Source organism: Streptococcus sp. 1621, from assembly GCF_013276615.1.
Lineage (GTDB): Bacteria > Bacillota > Bacilli > Lactobacillales > Streptococcaceae > Streptococcus.
In genome coordinates, this window is sequence record NZ_VMLJ01000033.1 from 56,344 (window position 1) to 72,821 (window position 16,478).

Annotated in this window: 16 protein-coding genes and 1 pseudogene; 1 reads left to right on the top strand and 16 read right to left on the bottom strand. The window is 39.7% G+C overall.

Going from position 1 to position 16,478, the window contains the following annotated elements; translation table 11 throughout:
• Nucleotides 1-7: 7 nt before the first annotated feature.
• The 4 genes from HT697_RS07460 to HT697_RS07475 form a co-directional block, all read right to left on the bottom strand.
• On the bottom strand, nt 8-562 hold the full coding sequence (locus tag HT697_RS07460; RefSeq protein ID WP_173262760.1) for a DJ-1 family glyoxalase III: 555 nt from the start codon (nt 560-562) through the stop codon (nt 8-10).
• 10 nt (nt 563-572) lie between these two features.
• Nucleotides 573-1,796: an FtsW/RodA/SpoVE family cell cycle protein gene (locus HT697_RS07465; RefSeq protein WP_173262763.1), complete on the bottom strand. Its 1,224-nt coding sequence runs from the start codon at nt 1,794-1,796 to the stop codon at nt 573-575.
• Nucleotides 1,797-1,832: 36 nt separating this feature from the next.
• Entirely contained in the window at nt 1,833-4,283 is a 2,451-nt protein-coding gene (locus HT697_RS07470) for a bifunctional DnaQ family exonuclease/ATP-dependent helicase (protein WP_173262766.1), read from the bottom strand.
• 198 nt (nt 4,284-4,481) lie between these two features.
• The gene (locus HT697_RS07475) at nt 4,482-5,411 is read right to left on the bottom strand and encodes a peptidase U32 family protein (RefSeq protein WP_173217608.1); all 930 of its coding nucleotides are present in this window, start codon (nt 5,409-5,411) and stop codon (nt 4,482-4,484) included.
• Nucleotides 5,412-5,550: 139 nt separating this feature from the next.
• Here HT697_RS07475 and HT697_RS07480 point away from each other — a divergent pair, with 139 nt between their 5' ends.
• Nucleotides 5,551-5,838: a DUF3270 domain-containing protein gene (locus tag HT697_RS07480; protein WP_112443507.1), complete on the top strand. Its 288-nt coding sequence runs from the start codon at nt 5,551-5,553 to the stop codon at nt 5,836-5,838.
• Between the two features lie 28 nt (nt 5,839-5,866).
• Here HT697_RS07480 and ciaH read toward each other — a convergent pair whose 3' ends face one another.
• The 12 genes and pseudogenes from ciaH to HT697_RS07540 form a co-directional block, all read right to left on the bottom strand.
• The gene (gene ciaH / locus HT697_RS07485) at nt 5,867-7,201 is read right to left on the bottom strand and encodes a two-component system sensor histidine kinase CiaH (protein WP_173217610.1); all 1,335 of its coding nucleotides are present in this window, start codon (nt 7,199-7,201) and stop codon (nt 5,867-5,869) included.
• A complete protein-coding gene (gene ciaR, locus HT697_RS07490; RefSeq protein WP_000590628.1) occupies nt 7,191-7,865 on the bottom strand; it encodes a two-component system response regulator CiaR in 675 nt (224 codons plus the stop codon). The genes ciaH and ciaR overlap by 11 nt, the downstream gene beginning before the upstream one ends.
• A gap of 107 nt (nt 7,866-7,972) precedes the next feature.
• Nucleotides 7,973-10,519: a M1 family metallopeptidase gene (locus HT697_RS07495; protein WP_173217612.1), complete on the bottom strand. Its 2,547-nt coding sequence runs from the start codon at nt 10,517-10,519 to the stop codon at nt 7,973-7,975.
• 122 nt (nt 10,520-10,641) lie between these two features.
• Nucleotides 10,642-11,082 (bottom strand): ASCH domain-containing protein, encoded by a 441-nt coding sequence (locus HT697_RS07500; protein WP_173217614.1) that lies wholly within the window; start codon nt 11,080-11,082, stop codon nt 10,642-10,644.
• Nucleotides 11,057-11,894: pseudogene (locus HT697_RS07505) on the bottom strand (putative PEP-binding protein). The gene HT697_RS07500 and the pseudogene HT697_RS07505 overlap by 26 nt, the downstream one beginning before the upstream one ends.
• 74 nt (nt 11,895-11,968) lie before the next feature.
• A complete protein-coding gene (locus HT697_RS07510; protein WP_112443503.1) occupies nt 11,969-12,697 on the bottom strand; it encodes a GNAT family N-acetyltransferase in 729 nt (242 codons plus the stop codon).
• A 7-nt stretch (nt 12,698-12,704) separates the two neighbouring features.
• The gene (locus HT697_RS07515; protein ID WP_112443502.1) at nt 12,705-13,184 is read right to left on the bottom strand and encodes an NUDIX hydrolase; all 480 of its coding nucleotides are present in this window, start codon (nt 13,182-13,184) and stop codon (nt 12,705-12,707) included.
• A gap of 9 nt (nt 13,185-13,193) precedes the next feature.
• Nucleotides 13,194-13,892 (bottom strand): 3-oxoacyl-ACP reductase, encoded by a 699-nt coding sequence (locus tag HT697_RS07520; protein WP_112443501.1) that lies wholly within the window; start codon nt 13,890-13,892, stop codon nt 13,194-13,196.
• On the bottom strand, nt 13,885-14,121 hold the full coding sequence (locus tag HT697_RS07525) for a DUF2829 domain-containing protein (RefSeq protein WP_000141912.1): 237 nt from the start codon (nt 14,119-14,121) through the stop codon (nt 13,885-13,887). The genes HT697_RS07520 and HT697_RS07525 overlap by 8 nt, the downstream gene beginning before the upstream one ends.
• 99 nt (nt 14,122-14,220) lie before the next feature.
• Nucleotides 14,221-15,147, bottom strand: a complete 927-nt coding sequence (locus HT697_RS07530; protein ID WP_112443500.1) for an aldo/keto reductase family oxidoreductase — start codon at nt 15,145-15,147, stop codon at nt 14,221-14,223.
• 74 nt (nt 15,148-15,221) lie between these two features.
• Nucleotides 15,222-16,037 carry a hypothetical protein gene (locus tag HT697_RS07535; RefSeq protein ID WP_112443499.1) on the bottom strand — a complete coding sequence of 272 codons (816 nt, stop codon included), beginning with the start codon at nt 16,035-16,037 and terminating at the stop codon, nt 15,222-15,224.
• A 3-nt stretch (nt 16,038-16,040) separates the two neighbouring features.
• Nucleotides 16,041-16,361, bottom strand: coding sequence for a PadR family transcriptional regulator (locus HT697_RS07540; RefSeq protein WP_112443498.1), 321 nt, complete (start codon nt 16,359-16,361; stop codon nt 16,041-16,043).
• Between the last annotated feature and the right edge of the window lie 117 nt (nt 16,362-16,478).

The window sequence follows — 16,478 nt, forward strand, 5'->3', positions numbered from 1 at the left end:
TCCCGTTTTACTGATTTTTACCAAAGACATCTCGATAGAGCATTCCTGTTCGTAAACTCTCTGCGTCCCCTCCTAATTGCTCCACCAACTCGTAGGCAAAAGCAAGGGCTGTAGAGGGACCTCGACTGGTTGTCAAGTGACCATCTACCACTACTGTTTCCTTGACGTATTGACCATCAAGGATTTGCTCTTGAACGCCATCATAGCAAGTGTACTGCTTATTTTTCAATAGCCCTGCTTGGTTGAGGGCAATTGGCGCCGCACAAATGGCCGCCAGTTTCTTCCCTTCTTGTTCGAAATTTTGCAACTCTTGCATCAAGGCCTGATTATCACGTAAATGTGCAGAGCCAGGCATCCCTCCAGGAAGAACAATCATGTCATAGTCTGATAAATCACCATCAAAGACACGATCTGCACTTACTTGGATTGCATGCGAACCCGTCACTTGCTCTTCAAACCCAACCATATCACAAGTGATATTTGCACGACGCAAGACATCTACAACTGTCAAAGCTTCAATTTCTTCAAAGCCCTGAGCTAACATAACTGCTACTTTTACCATGATTTTCTCCTTATTTGATTTGTTTTAATACAACCTTTTTCCGTTTGAATGGGACTTTTCCGCTCTTTTCTTCAGCTAGATTAGTCTGGTAACTCATCGATAAAAGCAAGCCAACACCAATCAGATTACTGATAATAGCTGATCCCCCTTGCGAAATGAAAGGCAAGGGAATCCCAGTCAAAGGAAGTAGGCCAGTCACAGCACCGATATTCTCAAAGATGTGGAAGAGTAACATCATAATCAAACCTGTGGAAATATAGGTGTAGAACTGGTTATTTGATTTGAGAGTAATCTTCAACATACGATAAATCAACATGAGATAGAGGGCGATAACAAGGACAGAGCCAATAAAGCCAAAATCTTCTGCAATGACCGTGAAAATCATATCCGACTCTCGAACTGGGATAAGCAGATTAGAAGCATTAAAACCTTGACCAAATAAGCCACCGCTCCCAATGGCAATCTGCCCTTGAGCCTGCTGATAAGTCGTTGTTTGGGCAAACTCAAAGGGATTGAGCCAAGCCAAAATCCGATTGATTTGGTAGGTCGGCATTCCAATCTGGTGAAGAAAAGCTCGTCCGTCCTTGCTAATAAAGATAGCTAAGAAACCAGCAACTCCTGTTACCGCAGTCACAAATACTGGGATAATGATTTTCCAAGAAACCCCTGATAATAAAACGATTCCTGAGAAAATAGCCACAAAAACCAAAGCCGTCCCTAAGTCACTTTGAAGTGCTAAAAGAACTAGTACTGGAATAGTAAAGAGAATCATCCAAAAAATTAACAAAAAGTCCAGCGGAACTGTGCGTCTCCATTCCTTATGTTTTTTGGTAAACTGGACAATCACACGAGCCAACATAAGGATATAGGATATCTTCATAAATTCTGACGGCTGGAACAAGGTAACGCCATTTACCGATACCCAGTTTTTGGCACCCGTTGATGCAACTAAGCTTGGATTATAAAAGACAATCGGCAAGACCATAAGTCCCAAGCCTAAAATATACAGAAAGGGTGTCACCTTCCAAAGAAATTCTGTATTAAAGAGCATGACGATAAAACCAATCACAAGCCCCAAGGCGATCCAGGCGACCTGCTGCCCTAAAATGGGCAGAATATTGTTTGGATAATCATGACTAACAGCTATATAGATAGCCACCACGCCAATAACCAGTAGAAAAAATACTGGCAATAGCAAACTATAATCGACTCTAGAGTCGAGAGAACGTTTCATATATACTAACCTTATACTTTCATACAATACTATTTATCAAAGTTCATTTAAAAATTTATCAACAGCCTCATCAACTTCGGATTGAGAGAGGGTTTTAACAGTCGCTTCTTTTGCTAGAGAAGTCACAATTTGTTTGCCATATCGTTTTCCGACGATTCTCCTATCCAGAATGAGGGTTAAGGAACGTTGGTGTTCACGTCTCATACTTCTTCCCAAAGCCTGTTTTAAACGAATAATAGCCATCGGCAATTGATAATCATAAAAGGCATTTTTCCCTTCCTGAATTAGTTCCTGATTGATCTTTTTCGTCAAGGGTTCTTGGGGATTTTGGAAAGGAAGTCTCGGTACAACCTGAATCACAAAAGGATGACTTGAAAAGTCAACTCCCTCCCAGAAACTTGCTGCACCAAGCAGGATTTGTTGTTCACCTTTTTCAAAGCGTTTCTTAAGCTGATGAACATCCCCATTTTTATACTGGGCCAAGTGGCTAACTGGAAGTAAATCCGATACTGCTAGAAGCATGTCTTTAGCAGTAAAGAGAACTAAAATCGGTTGCTGGAAAGCTTGAACATCCATCAGCAAATCAGCTACCTCTTGGGCGTAGACTTCTAAGGAGGTTTCTGTTACCAAGGGGAAATCTTTGACCAAGACCACTTCTTGATCCTGTTTTTTATGAGCTTCAACCTTGACAAATTTAGCTTCAGGATAACCCAAAAGGTCTGCCAAAGAAACTCTCTGACTAATCTCAAGAGTAGCCGACACTCCCAAGACTTGACATGAATTAGGTACTAAAGAAGATAGGAGAATACGTCCTGATTTCGTAGAAGAAATTTGAATTTTCTTTTGACTCGTTTCAGTTGCTTCAAGCCAGTAATCTCGGTCAGCTGTAAAATAGCGAACCAGTTCCTCAAAGCCTTCTACTTCTAATTCTGAAAAATACTGGTGGAGATTAGCAAGAGAATCTAAGATATTTTTCTTAGATTTTCCAGACTGAAATTGTTCTATCAAGTAGAAGCACTCAAAGCGAATACTTTCTAGTATTCGTTGCTGAACCTTATTTTGCTCCTCCAGTAGAGCCTTATCAAGCAAATCGACAATAGACTGGATATCATGGGTCTCTTGAAGCAGATTTTCTAAAGCCAACAAAATCTTTTGAACTTCATCAATAATCAGTAAACGGTCGCTGACAAATTCAGGATTATCTTCCAGTCTGGTTACAAGATAGGCATGATTGGTCACTAAAAGCTTGCAGGTTTGTGCCCTTTCTTGACTACGTTTCCAAAAATCTTCCGTCACAAATAAGCTCTGGGATGATAAATTCCCATCATGACGAAGGTCTGATAGAAAATGTTGGTAACGGTAGAGTTGACCAATCTCATCCAAATCCCCCGTTTCTGTCTCTGTCAGCCAGACCAAGAGTTGCATTTTGAAGCGTCTAAATAAGCGATTTTCATCATTTTCCTGTAAGGAACGATAAAAGGCATCCAACTTCAAATAATTTTGAGGCCCCTTTAAAGAATGAATATCTGTATGAAATACTTCCTTGAGACGTTTACCTTCTTCTTCCATGATTTGATTTTGAAGAATCTTTGTCGGAACACTAAGAACAATTTGTCGCTCTTTGGCTTGAGATAAAGCAGGTAAGAGGTAACCATAGGTTTTCCCAATCTCAGTCGGCGCTTGAATCAGAGAGACAGGCTCATCTTTCAATAGCAAGCCAACCTCTTTAGCAAAACTTTCTTGTTCCTCCCTCGCTTCAAGGTTCAACAGAGAAATATTTTTAGAAAAATCTTGAGATAGTTTTCGTGGTTCATTGGGAGCTGCAAGCTTCTTGAAATATAGTCCTTGAACTTGGACCAAATCTGAAGAAGTCAGGATAGATTGGTTGCGATAAATTTCTTCAATAACCAGGTAGGACTCATATAAGAGGGCATCAGCCATTTCCAGCAAGCGTTCCAAGAGACCTTTAGGAAGTTGGGCCATCTTTTCCCGTAGAAATAAGAGTAATTCCGCAGTAGCTTGGGCATCTGAAAGGGCTGTGTGGGCATGCTTTAGAGGAATTCCTAATTCTCGACACAAAATAGGCAAGCTATATTTTTCCAGTTCAGGGAAAAAGACCTGGGACAATTCGACCGTATCAACACGAGGATTTCTTAGCTCATAACCTTCAAAAAATAAATTTTCCGCCAAAAGATTGGCATCAAACTGAACATTATGGGCTACAAAAAGCCCATCCTCCACCAAGTCAAAGATTTTTCTAGCAACTTGCGAAAAATCAGGTGCTTGCGCCAGACGTTGGTCTGTCAATCCTGTCAGTTCTTTGATATGAGCATCCAAGGGTTCATGTGGATTGACATCCGTCGTATAGTGATCGACGATTTTTCCGTCCTCAATCACGACAATTCCCACTTGGATAATTTTAGCCTTACTACCTGTGCTAGTTGCCTCTAAATCCACCACAACATAGCGATTACCAATCGTTTTCATTATAAAAAATTATACCAAAAAAAGGGCCATTTGGCACCTGCAAACATAGGATAATTTTCAAACTCAAGAAGGTCACTTTTCTTAAAAATCCTAATAAATAGAGCATCCTAGCCTACTTATTTTTTGAAAATATTGGAGAATAAGAAAAATTGAGAGAAGAAATGTTTGCATCTTTCTTCTCTCAACGAATCATTTACTTTATTTAACCATGTCAGGATCGTAGTCATAAAATCCTGTATCAAGGAAACGGTTTTTAGGGTGAAGTTTACGCACTTCTTCATCCAGCAAGAAGGCTTGGTCATGGCTAAAGTTGCCCTCTTGAATCAAGCTACGCACTTGGATAAAGAGTTTTGCAATCTCAACAAAGTTTTGACCTGGAGTATAAAGTCCTTCTAATTTCCAATGGGTAAAACCATGCTCCACCAATTCTGTCAATTTAGTCATCAAATCAAGGTCGTTATTGGCAAAGATATGGGTACCATGATTATCTTCAAAAATGGAATAGTGGCTCTCTGGGTCACTTGGCTCTGCCAAGAAGAGGTCACGCTTGCGCGTCTTTTCATCATCGATATGCGTAAAGTTATAGTAGTTTTGCAAAAGTGGACGTTTAGAATGATGGATGACACTAGCACCGTACACCAAAACTTCAGCAGGAATTTCTAAAATCTCTGGCATTTTGAAGAGTTCAGCCGATGGAATTTCACGCGCCAAAACAGCCTCAGATGCGCCAGCCTTTTGTCCCCAGAAGTTAATCTGACGACTGCTTGTCACCATGGTTGAAGCATCATAGATGGTCTTAAATGAATAACCATCGCGATTGACCACGTAAAAAACGCCTGCATCCCCAATCGTAATGTAATCGGCCTTAATTTCTTCCAAGAAATCGAGGAAGGGCTTAATACGATCCATCATGTCTTGGTGCATAAGGGCATTGACTGCAACAATCAATTCCTTATCAGCATCATGAACCAGCTTAGCGATTTCACGCAATTGGTCATGACTAAAGGTCGTTGGTAGACGAAGGCCAAAATCTTTCTCACCGACATAGATACGGTCTACGCCAGCTTCGAGCAATTGTTTAACTTGTTCAATACTTTCAGCAGTTGCTGTAATGATAATCTTTTCCATAGGAAAAATTATACCATATTTCTCCAAAATCAGCTATTCTTTGAAAATGAAAAGGGACCTTATTCTTTTTGTAACCTTTCTGTAATAATTCTCTGCTGAAAAAATGATAAAATAGGTATGTACTGTTAAGGAGAGAATCATGCCCGTAAGAAAATTACAATCCTATGAAGTAGACTATCAAGAAGAATTAAACCAGCAACTTCCTCATTATCAAGCTTATACACCTGAAGCACAAGCTGATAGCAATCTCAAAGAAATTTTATTTTTTGTCAATATCGCTGTTTTTTGTATCTGCATTGCTATCTTTAGTTTTATCTTTTTATCATTAAAATTAACAACTGTGCTCGCCTTACCTGCAGCAATAGTATCCAGCTTACTTGTTTTAAAAGTCCAACGCTCTATTATCAAACGAAAACTTAAAAAATAAACATATCGCCCCGTCTGGAGCGATATGTTTATTTTTTCTTTTTAGATGGTGTGTGAATGGCAATCTTCACTTCAAAGATTGTTCCCTTTGGCTTATTATCTTTAACAGTAATGGTTCCTTTTAGCGCATCTACAATTTGCTTGGCTAGGGACAATCCTAAACCAAAGCCACCTTTTTGCCGGGTTCTAGCCTTGTCGACTCGATAAAAACGATCAAAAATTTTCTTTTTATCTTCTGTCGAAATACCGACTCCATTATCGGAAACTAGCAAATAAAGATTACGATCGGTCGCCGAGATAAGAAAATCAATTTCACCATCCTCTTCAGTATACTTGACAGCATTATCAAATAAGATAGTCATCAACTGCTTCAAGAGCAGTTGATCCGTCACAATCGGACGATGGATCCGATTTTCAAAACGGAAGACACGATCATTTTCCGAAGCAATCATCTCATAGTTTGTGAAAGTCGTATTGAAAAAACTAGTTGGAACTTCTGCAAGCTCCGGCTTAATCCCATCATCTCTCCGAGCTAAGTTCAGCAAGTTTGTCGTCAAAAAACGCATATTTCGGACTTCTTCCAAACTCGATGCAATGCTTTCGCTCACATCCATAATGGTTGCTTCTGGCTTACGGAAAAGGGTCTCTAAGCGATTTTGCAAAACTGCAAGTGGAGTTCGTAACTCATGACTGGCATTTTCCACAAAGGACTGTTGCTTCTGCATGCTCTCAAGCAAAGGACGAACACTGACCCTAGCTAGATAGAGACTGGCAAGTAAAGACAAAATCCAGAAACTAGCCATCACGACCACAATCAATTGCTCATGCTTTTGACTGGCCTGCTCCAACTGACTGGTGTTAATCAAGACAGCAGCATACTTGATATTGGTTGAAACCGAACTGATATTCGTTTCCATCAAAATCATGCGATAGATTTCTTCTTGTCCATAGCTATTAAAAACTTGAATCTGGTAGATATGGCCTAGTTCTTTTTTCTCTAACTTAATCTTATCCAAGCCCAAAAATCGATTTCCAGAAAGGAGTTGGGTAAAATTCTTATCAAAGAGAATGACTTCCGTATTGGAACTGACATTGGGTTTTATCTCAGTCTTGCTAGTATCTGTAGCGGCATTTTCTAAATCTTTAATCTCTTCTGTTGCCCTATTTACAGCAAGCTGAATAACTGCCTGAGGATTTTCACTCAGTCCGTGGAGCTTATCATCCACTGAAGTATAGAGACTCGAGTGCATGACCTGCAAAATAATCAGAGTCATGGTAGAGAAAATCAGAGTGAAGACACCAAAGTTACGGATAAAATAACTAAAGTCATCCGCATACCATGTTTTTTTTAGTTTATTGAACATCTTTTAAAATATACCCAACACTGCGCAAGGTTTGTAAATTCTCTGCAAAAGTGGTTCCTTTTAATTTCTTACGGACTTTTGAAACATAGACTTCGACAACTGAAATCGTTGTATCACTATCAAATCCCCATAGACGATCAAAAATCTGCGTCTTAGGCAAAATAACATTTTGATTTTGAAGGAAATAAACTAGTAAATCGAACTCTTTCCCCAGCAATTCGACAGTAGTATCTTCAACCTTAACGGTATTGGTTGATAAATTGATGAGAATATCTCCATAAGATAGCGTATTTTCATTAAACTTACCTGAACGTTTGAGAAGGGCCTGAATCCGCATTTTGAGTTCTTCTAGGTAGAAAGGCTTGGTCAGATAATCATCCGCTCCCAGTTCAAATCCATGTCCCTTGTCATCCAAACTTTCCTTGGCGGTCATGATCAGAACTGGAGTCGTAATTCCCTTTTCACGCAATTCTTTCAAGACTTGGAAGCCATTTTTTTCTGGTAACATCAAATCGAGCAAAATCAAGTCATAGACACCACTTTCAGCTTCGTAGAGACCTTCTTCCCCATCAAATACCTGCATGACATCCGCAAAATCGTCTAAAAAGTCGAATACTGAATTTGACAAGCCTAGGTCATCCTCAACTAATAAGATTTTTATCATGAGAAACTCCTCCTTATTAAAACCATTATACCAAATTTGCCTTAAAAAAAACTCAACTCCCTCTCACTTTAAGAGAGAAAGTTGAGTTTTTATTATTTTACGAACGTTTAAGCTTTTCCATATTGAAGAACGACTGCTTCCACTGCAGCTTTTTCACGGTTAATCAAGTCAACACGCGCTGCAATTTCCTTGATTCCCATACCGATGTTACGGCTGAGAGCAAGATCAGAAAGTTGTGGCTCAAAGAATTCCTTGTATTCCACCAAGCGTTGCTGAGTCTTAAATACATGAGCAGGAAGGATAACAAAGCTATCAAAGCTCATATCTCCTCCAAGAGCTGCCTTAATCCAAGCCCAGTTTTCACGCGCCCAAGACCAAGCTGTTTCCTGAGTTGCTTGGTGAGCTAGGAATTGGTAATACCAAGCAGACAAGTCCTGCGGTTTCACCACAAATTTGTCCTTCCAAGCAGCAATCAAGGTTTGGATATTGTCCGCATCTTTACTATAGGCAAGAGCGGCTGCCAACTGACGTTTAAAGACAGCATCTGTTGCGTGCGTATAAGTATCAAGATAAAGTGCTAACAAGTCTTTGGTCTCATGATGTTTCATCTCATTGATCAGAACTTGTGAGCGAATGGCTGCTGGAAGGCCTGAAAGCTGATCCTTGTGAGCTTCGAAGATTTGGCTAGCGACTTGACTAGCTTCTGCATCATTTGATCGAATCATCATAGAAATAGCCAACTGACGAACCAATTCATCCTCATCTGATTCGCCATCTTTAGCTTCAAAACCAAGACGGTCATAATTATGACGAGCCAATTTAGCAACCAAGGCTTTGAAGGCTCTTTCAGCTTCTGTTCCTTCATCGATAAAGCGCTCAAGGGCAGAAATTACTTGAGAAACAGCTGAAACGACAAGGTAAGATTCTTCCTTAGCAAGCTTATCAAGAACTGGAAGCAAGTCAGCATAAGAAATGTGCCCTGCTTCAGCAAGCAAACGACGTTCTTGAACGATTTGCAGTTTACTTGTGTTATCAAGCTCAACTAGGTCAGCAAGAACAGCATCTAACAAGTCTCCTTGATAGTCTGTAATGTAGTGGGCTGTATTTTCAGTGTTGAGACGAAGTGCCGTTTTGTTTTCAGCAAGAAGAGCTGCGTAGCCAGGGATTTCGATACTTTCAGTTTCAAGTGTATCAGGCAAGCCTTTCCAGTTGCTATTGAGTGGCACAACCCAGAGACGGTTCTTGTCTTCATTCTTACCGATGAAGAATTGTTTTTGTGAAATCTTCAAAACATCATTTTCAACTTTGACAGTAAGAACTGGGTAACCAGGCTGTTCCAACCAAGAATCCATGAAGGCTGCGACATCACGGCCTGATGCTTGTCCAAGGGCATTCCAAAGGTCACGACCAATGGTGTTGCTGTATTGGTGTTTTTCAAAGTAAGCGTGCAAACCTTTAGCAAAATCAGCATCTCCTAGCCAACGGCGAAGCATGTGCATGAGACGGCTTCCTTTGGCATAGACGATAGCGCCATCAAAGAGCGTATTGATTTCATCTGGGTGTTTGACTTCGACGTGAACAGACTGAACACCATCAGTCGCGTCACGTTCAAGAGCAAGAGGTACTCCACCTGTTTGGAAATCTTCAAAGATATTCCAGCTTGGTTCAATAGCATCCACACAGACGTACTCCATCATGTTAGCAAAGCTTTCATTGAGCCAAAGGTCATCCCACCATTTCATAGTTACGAGGTTCCCAAACCATTGGTGAGCCAATTCATGGGCCACAACAAGGGCAACTTGTTGACGGCTAGCAAATGTAGAGTTCTCATCGACAACCAAGTAAACTTCACGGTAGGTCACAAGACCCCAGTTTTCCATAGCACCAGCCGAGAAGTCAGGAAGGGCGATGTGGAGAGATTGAGGGATTGGGTACTTAACTCCATAGTAATCTTCGTAAAACTCGATAGAGCGAACAGCGATGTCCAGTGAAAAATCAAGGTTAGATAGTGGGTGGGCTTTGGTTGAGTAAACACCAACAAGGGTACCGTTTTTAGTTTTAGCCGTTACACCTTGCAAATCACCCGCAACAAAGGCTAACAAGTAAGAAGACATACGAGGTGTTGTTTCAAACTTCCAGATACCTGTTTCCTCACGGTTTTCAACATCGATTTCTGGCATGTTAGACAAGGCCAATTCACCTTCTACTTGGTCAAAACGTAGAGAGAGGTCAAAAGTTGCTTTGGCTTCTGGCTCATCCACACATGGGAAGGCTTCGCGCGCAAAATGGCTCTCAAATTGAGTAGACAAGACTTCCTTCTTGACTCCATCAACTGTGTAATAAGAAGGGTAAATCCCTGTCATGTTGTCTGTGATTTTTCCTGAGAAAGCGATAACCACTTCAACTTGACCAGCCTCAGCCAATTCGATATGAAGGGCTTCATTGTCATGGTCAACAGTAAATGGGCGAGCTACCCCTGCAACTTCTACAGAAGCTATTTCCAAGTCTTTTTGATGAAGGGAAATGCGGTCACTCTGTGCTTGACCAGTGATGGTCACTTTCCCAGAAAAAGTCTTGGTCTCACGACTCAAGTCTAAAAATAAATCATAATGTTCAGGAACAAATTGCTTAATAAAATGTTCAACTGCTTGCATAGTTTTCTCCTATTCTAAGTTTAAGAGCTGCTGCTCTTCTTCAAACAAACTTATTATATCATGTTTTGTCTAAGAAAAAAGGATTGGACAGCGATTTCCAAAACTTTCTTCCGTCTAACAGTCTACAGAGGGTAGACCTTGCGAAATTCTTCTAAAACAACCTTGCTGTCAGGTGTAAAAGTCTGTCCTGCCTCCCTCATCCACTCGGTGAAAAAGTCCTCATGAACCTGACGCCAATAGGCTAAAGATTTGTCTCCCTCGCCTTCCTTGTAGGCATGGTCAGCAGAAACTTGATTAAAGGACTGAACGGAAACCTTTGTAATTTCGACAATGCAGACAGCCTGATTTTGACTGTCTAAAATGACATCAAATGTCCCTTCTTGCGGAAGGGGTTCATCTTCTAGTGCGTAGAGGTCGTAGGCTGAAGCTGTTGCCGTCTTTTCTCCTTCTAAAACCAAATCTGCCAAGAGATCGGCTTCCACTCCAAAAGCCCAAGCATCGATTTCATCTCCGATAGAAGGATTGATTTGTTTGTATTCATTCCACATTTCTCGCGGTGTCATGGGTTTCTCCTTTGTAATTTTTTACTTTCTTCTTTTACACGTTTGAGGTGGTCTGGATGGTCAATTTCTAAATCAAAAATCTCCGGAATAGAGCTGTAATGGAGAATGCATTCGATACCCATCTGATTCATTTTTTGTATGAAAGAAGTATTCAGATAGCCTGCTACAGCAAAATCAATCTTGTTCTTTCTTGCTTTATTCTGCATCTGTCTCAACATATCTAACATAATTGGATTTTCCATATCATGCCATTGACTGTTTCTCACAGTGGCAAAAATAAAAGAAGTCAAATCATTCATTCCAACTACAATCTTTAAAATGCCCGTTTCCATTATTCTGTCCAAGTCAAAATATGCTGACGGTAATTCAATCATCGTGGCAATTTTCCCAGTAAAGCCATGCCGACGCAATACTGTAATAGCTTGTTTTAATTGATCGGCATCATTGACAAAAGGAAAGATAACAGACAGATTGGGATTGATTTGATAAACTTCTGTAACGACATGTGCTTCAGCCTGAAATTCATCCAGACACGCCAGTAAACGCCTAGTCCCTCTATAACCAAACAAAGGATGGCGTTCATCAAAATACTCTTTAGTCCCCTTTAGACAATTAGCTTCTATATTCGTTAATTCAGAAAAACGATACCAAACTTCTTCATTTGAGTACAGGGAGCAGATAGTCTCTAGATAATCTTTTACAAATTGCTGACAACTGGGTAATAGGATGTTTTGATTAAGCTCTCTCAACAAGTATTCCCCACGAATCATTCCAATGTAGTGAAATAGTTGAGGATAAACTTTTTCAAGAATTTTTTCGCCACTAAGAGCAAGTTAATTTTGCATGTCCATTCACCTCATCTTAAAAGATATAATATCAGCTATCATTATATGACACTTTTCTCTAGTTCAAAAGCTACATAAGGTCCAATTAACTCATATCCTAAAAATTCTGCTACTTTTTTGGAAGCCTCGTTATGAGCATCCCAAAGTGGAAACATATCTCTATTTAAACTCTCTAGAATCATTGCAGCACCAAGCTTTTTAGCAAATCCATTTCCTTGTTCGTTTGGTCTAGTTGCAACTTCCACTTCAACTGCTTCACTGTAAACTAACCCTGAGGAAATCCCAGCAATCAGTTCATTATTTTTAAGAATCACAAAGCCAAATCCACCTTTTAAAACAAAATCCTGATAGGACTCAAAATCCCCCTGTAAATCCTGTGACCATTCTTCCGTAGAAAAGCAGTTATAAATATGATTATCAATAGGCACAATATTGTAGCCTTCCTCTAAATGAGTAACTAGATCATTTAGAAATTTGACTTGAAAATTTGCCTTATCTTTAAAAGAATAGCGAGTAAAAGAATTTAGCCCCACTTTCCGATGCAGAAAATCTTGCCAATTAGTATTTTCTGAAATAATAATCTTATAATCTAAACCATATTTTCTAACAAAATCTTCCCAAAATCTGGAATCCAACTCCCCTGCTAGGTATAGAAAATTCCCAACATCATAAAAGCTTGTTGCCCTATCATTGTTTCGGTAGACAGTTCCAATTTGAGATTTAAGACCATAGAGAACCATATTTTTCTTCCATGTTTTAAATAGTTCCATTATCCCCCTACTTCACCTTCCAATTCATGTAAGAAGTATTGCCCAGTTCTGTAAATCCTAATAATTCAGACTTAACCTTCAAGACTAATGGCGATGCATTTTCTTCTGTTATCTCTTGAATATCTATCCAAATATATCCAAGTGAATCGTTCGCACCATCAGACACAGCTTCCGAAATCGTAACTTGAGGTGCACTCTCATTCATTTCAACATCATACAAGGCCATGATATGGTGAACCATAAAATTTTTTAACTCTTCCCTGACGAAAACATCGTAGATTCGAGGATTAGAGTAGCTTCTAACAGTAAATCCCGTCTCTTCCATAACTTCTCTAGTCAGCGTTTCCGTCAGGCCTTCACCAAGTTGCTGACTGCCTCCAGGTAGGTCATACCGATGTTGATAAGGGCCTCTCGTTTTTTCAATGCAGAGTAACTTCCCATTTTCAAAGCAAACAGCGTAGACACCAAAGTGTCTTTTGATTTCCATCAGATCCTCCTACTTCAAAGACCAGCCACCATCTATTGTCAAAATTTGTCCTTGCATGGCGCTCGCTTTTCCACTTGCTAAGAAAAGACTAAGCTCTGCTACTTCCTCTGGTTCAATCCAGCGTTTGATTGGTGTTTCACTAGCAACCCAGGTAGCCAATCCACCTGGCTCAAAGTCCGCAGCAGTCATAGCTGTCTTGACTGCTCCTGGAGCGATACCAAATACCTGAATCCCGGTTTCAGCATAGTCTAGAGCCAACTGCTTGGTAAAGCCTGCCAAGGCGTGCTTCGAAGAAGTATAGGCGTGTCCACCGCCACCTGCTAGGCTCGAAGCAATGGAGCACATATTGATAATGGTACCTTTTTTATTCTCCAGCATTTGTGTCAAGTAATAGCGAGTCAACTCAACAGGAGTCATATAGTTGATTTCAAAAATCTCTTGAATTTCCTGCGCTGATTGTTCCAATAGGGGTTTATAAGCATCCAACACTCCAGCAGTATTGCACAAAATATCTACCTGAGGGCACCAGTCAAAAATAGGCTCCAAGTCCAAGGTCAAATCTCTCTGTAAAAAGTGAAAATCACCCTCTAAGAGTGGATTTTCACCTTGGTCAACTCCATAAACTTGATAGCCCTTCTCTAACAAGAGTCGAGCTTGAGCCAGACCAATCCCTGAACTCACTCCTGTAATGAGTACACGTTTAGTCATGCGCTTCTACCCAATCCGTCGCCAAAACATCACAAGGTGTCGGACTCCACATGGAAAAACCTTCTCCCTCCCCAGAAACGTTGATTAGGAAATAAGGTGTCACTTCAAGTGCAACCCCATTTTGCTCGATAGTGTCAAAAAGTTGGACATAGTTTTCAGCACCTCCCCAACCAGTTCGTACATATTTTTTCTTAGCCTTTAACCCAGGTAGAATTTCTTCAAATGTCATGTTTTTCTCCTTTAAAATCAATAATTCTTCCCTTCATTATAACAAAAAAACCGCTTTGCAACGGCTTTTTGACTGTGATTTATTTACATCTGCTTCTACTTACGGCAAATTATTCCCTGCTGCAAGATAAATTTCATACCATTCTTTTCTTGTTAAGCTAAAGTTTGCCGCTTGGCTAACTTCTCTCAAGTGATTAGGATTTGCGGTACCTACGACTGCCTGCATTTTTGCTGGATAACGCAATATCCAAGAAATGGCAATAGTTGAAGAGGTTACTCCATATTTAATAGCTAAACGATCAAGTACTTGATTTAAAGCTTGAAATTTCTCATTTCCAACAAAATTCCCTTTAAAATACCCAAATTGTAAGACAGACCATGCTTGAATGACCACATCGTGTAATTGGCAATATTCAAAAATGCTGCCATCTCGCATAGCTGCTTGACTATCTTCCATATTAACATGAAAACCTGATTCAAATCCTGGAGTAAAAGCCGCACTCAATTGTAGCTGATTAACAGCTAACGGCTGCTTGACATCTTTTTTAAGCAACTCCATCATCATAGGATTTTGATTAGAAACTCCAAAATCTCGAACCTTACCTTGTTTATAAAGAAGATCAAAGGCTTCTGCTACTTGGTCAGATTCCATCAAAGCATCTGGTCGATGAAGAAGCAAGCTGTCCAGATGATCAATCTTCAATCTTTGCAAAATACCGTCTACTGATTTTATAATATAGTCCTTAGAAAAATCAAAATAGGTAAATTCTTCTATGCGAATGCCACATTTGGACTGAATCCACATCTTTTCTCTTAAATCTGGACGATTTTTTAGGACAAGACCTAACAGTTCTTCACAACGACCACGACCATATATATCAGCCAAGTCGAAAGCATTGATTCCAACAGAAAGTGCTGTTTCTACAAGCTCTTCAACTTCTTTTACAGACTTATCTTTTATTCTCATCATTCCGAGAACAATTTCTGATAATTCTTTGTCATCTTGACCAAGAGTTATGTATCTCATCAAATTTTTCTCCTTTAATTTCTAACATTCTTCCCTTCATTATAACAAAAAACCGCTTTGCAACGGCTTTTTGACTATATTTCACTCCATTTTATCTTCTTAAACCCACGGAACAAGAGAAAAATGCCAATAAAAAGAACAGCTAAAGGAATGAATTTTGTAAGGAAAACATTTGAAATGCCCATCCACGCATAATAACGGAGCAGAGAGCCTACAATAAGATGGGCAACAATCATACTGACAAAGGGACGAAAGACCGCTTCTTTCCAATTCCAAATACTGATGACTAGAGAAAGCGTAAAGACAAGGAAACTATCCCAGGGAGCAGGAAGATAAAATGCTCCTTCTTGTATGAAACTTCCTATTCCTACATATCCCAGAACAACTAGAAGGACAAGAATCCCAACGACAATATAAGTGCCAATTTTCATTTTAGAAGAATCTTGGACTAAACTCCATCGTAAGATTGTGGCTACAAGCCAAAATCCAATCAAAAAAAGAAGAAGTTGCCCTAAAAATGTGAGCAAATTGACTGTTAAGAGAGGACCTTTAGAAAAATCACTTAGTAGTTGATAATAACGTAATATCGCTAGGACAAAAATTGGTGTTAAAAGGGACTCCTTGATAGAACTGCGTGGTGCTTCCTTGAGAATCTCTTTCATTATTTTTTTAGGATTCTTACCTAAATAATCCTCTGCACTCATGCCATCTCGTTCTGCTTCTGAGAAATCTAACATCATCAAATAAACCTGCTCTCTGAGATAGTCTTCATCATAGAGAAATCCAGCAAGATTAAAACTATCCCACAGTTCCTCAAAATACTGCTGATTGTCCTCAGAAAATTCATGTAGCAAAGCGCTTGTTTCTTCGTAATACTTCATTTTCTTCATGATTTAATCCCCATTCTTAATTCCTTCTACTTTTTGACTCAAATCATCCCATTGTTGCCAAAAGACTGAGACACGCTCTTCTCCTTCTTTCGTTAATGAAAAATACTTCCGATCTGGACCATCTGGCGACGGGCGCATGTCGCCTCTTATCCATTGATTTTTTTCTAACTTTTGCAACAAAGGATAAATAGTTCCTGGAACGATAGTATCAAATCCAGCCTCTCGCAAAGTCTGAACCAACTCATAACCATATCGCTCTTTTTGACCTATCATATCCAAGACACAACCTTCAAGAACACCTTTTAATAGTTGAGTTTCTTTCATCCCTTCCCCCTTCTATCTATTTTGTAATACTTACTAGTAGCTTCATCTATAATATACCACTTCACACTAGTTTGTAAAGCATAATAGTTGATACTCTTAGAAAATCTCTTCAAACCA

What these genes read in the sequence shown, in the direction of transcription:
- HT697_RS07520 (WP_112443501.1), bottom strand. Translation starts at nt 13,892, where the DNA reads ATGACTAAACGTGTACTCATTACAGGAGTGAGTTCAGGGATTGGTCTG.
- HT697_RS07470 (WP_173262766.1), bottom strand. Translation starts at nt 4,283, where the DNA reads ATGAAAACGATTGGTAATCGCTATGTTGTGGTGGATTTAGAGGCAACT.
- ciaR (WP_000590628.1), bottom strand. Translation starts at nt 7,865, where the DNA reads ATGATAAAAATCTTATTAGTTGAGGATGACCTAGGCTTGTCAAATTCA.
- HT697_RS07510 (WP_112443503.1), bottom strand. Translation starts at nt 12,697, where the DNA reads ATGGAACTATTTAAAACATGGAAGAAAAATATGGTTCTCTATGGTCTT.
- ciaH (WP_173217610.1), bottom strand. Translation starts at nt 7,201, where the DNA reads ATGTTCAATAAACTAAAAAAAACATGGTATGCGGATGACTTTAGTTAT.
- HT697_RS07515 (WP_112443502.1), bottom strand. Translation starts at nt 13,184, where the DNA reads ATGGAAATCAAAAGACACTTTGGTGTCTACGCTGTTTGCTTTGAAAAT.
- HT697_RS07465 (WP_173262763.1), bottom strand. Translation starts at nt 1,796, where the DNA reads ATGAAACGTTCTCTCGACTCTAGAGTCGATTATAGTTTGCTATTGCCA.
- HT697_RS07480 (WP_112443507.1), top strand. Translation starts at nt 5,551, where the DNA reads ATGCCCGTAAGAAAATTACAATCCTATGAAGTAGACTATCAAGAAGAA.
- HT697_RS07530 (WP_112443500.1), bottom strand. Translation starts at nt 15,147, where the DNA reads ATGAGATACATAACTCTTGGTCAAGATGACAAAGAATTATCAGAAATT.
- HT697_RS07500 (WP_173217614.1), bottom strand. Translation starts at nt 11,082, where the DNA reads ATGACACCGCGAGAAATGTGGAATGAATACAAACAAATCAATCCTTCT.
- HT697_RS07460 (WP_173262760.1), bottom strand. Translation starts at nt 562, where the DNA reads ATGGTAAAAGTAGCAGTTATGTTAGCTCAGGGCTTTGAAGAAATTGAA.
- HT697_RS07495 (WP_173217612.1), bottom strand. Translation starts at nt 10,519, where the DNA reads ATGCAAGCAGTTGAACATTTTATTAAGCAATTTGTTCCTGAACATTAT.
- HT697_RS07540 (WP_112443498.1), bottom strand. Translation starts at nt 16,361, where the DNA reads ATGAAAGAAACTCAACTATTAAAAGGTGTTCTTGAAGGTTGTGTCTTG.
- HT697_RS07475 (WP_173217608.1), bottom strand. Translation starts at nt 5,411, where the DNA reads ATGGAAAAGATTATCATTACAGCAACTGCTGAAAGTATTGAACAAGTT.
- HT697_RS07525 (WP_000141912.1), bottom strand. Translation starts at nt 14,121, where the DNA reads ATGACATTTGAAGAAATTCTACCTGGGTTAAAGGCTAAGAAAAAATAT.
- HT697_RS07535 (WP_112443499.1), bottom strand. Translation starts at nt 16,037, where the DNA reads ATGAAGAAAATGAAGTATTACGAAGAAACAAGCGCTTTGCTACATGAA.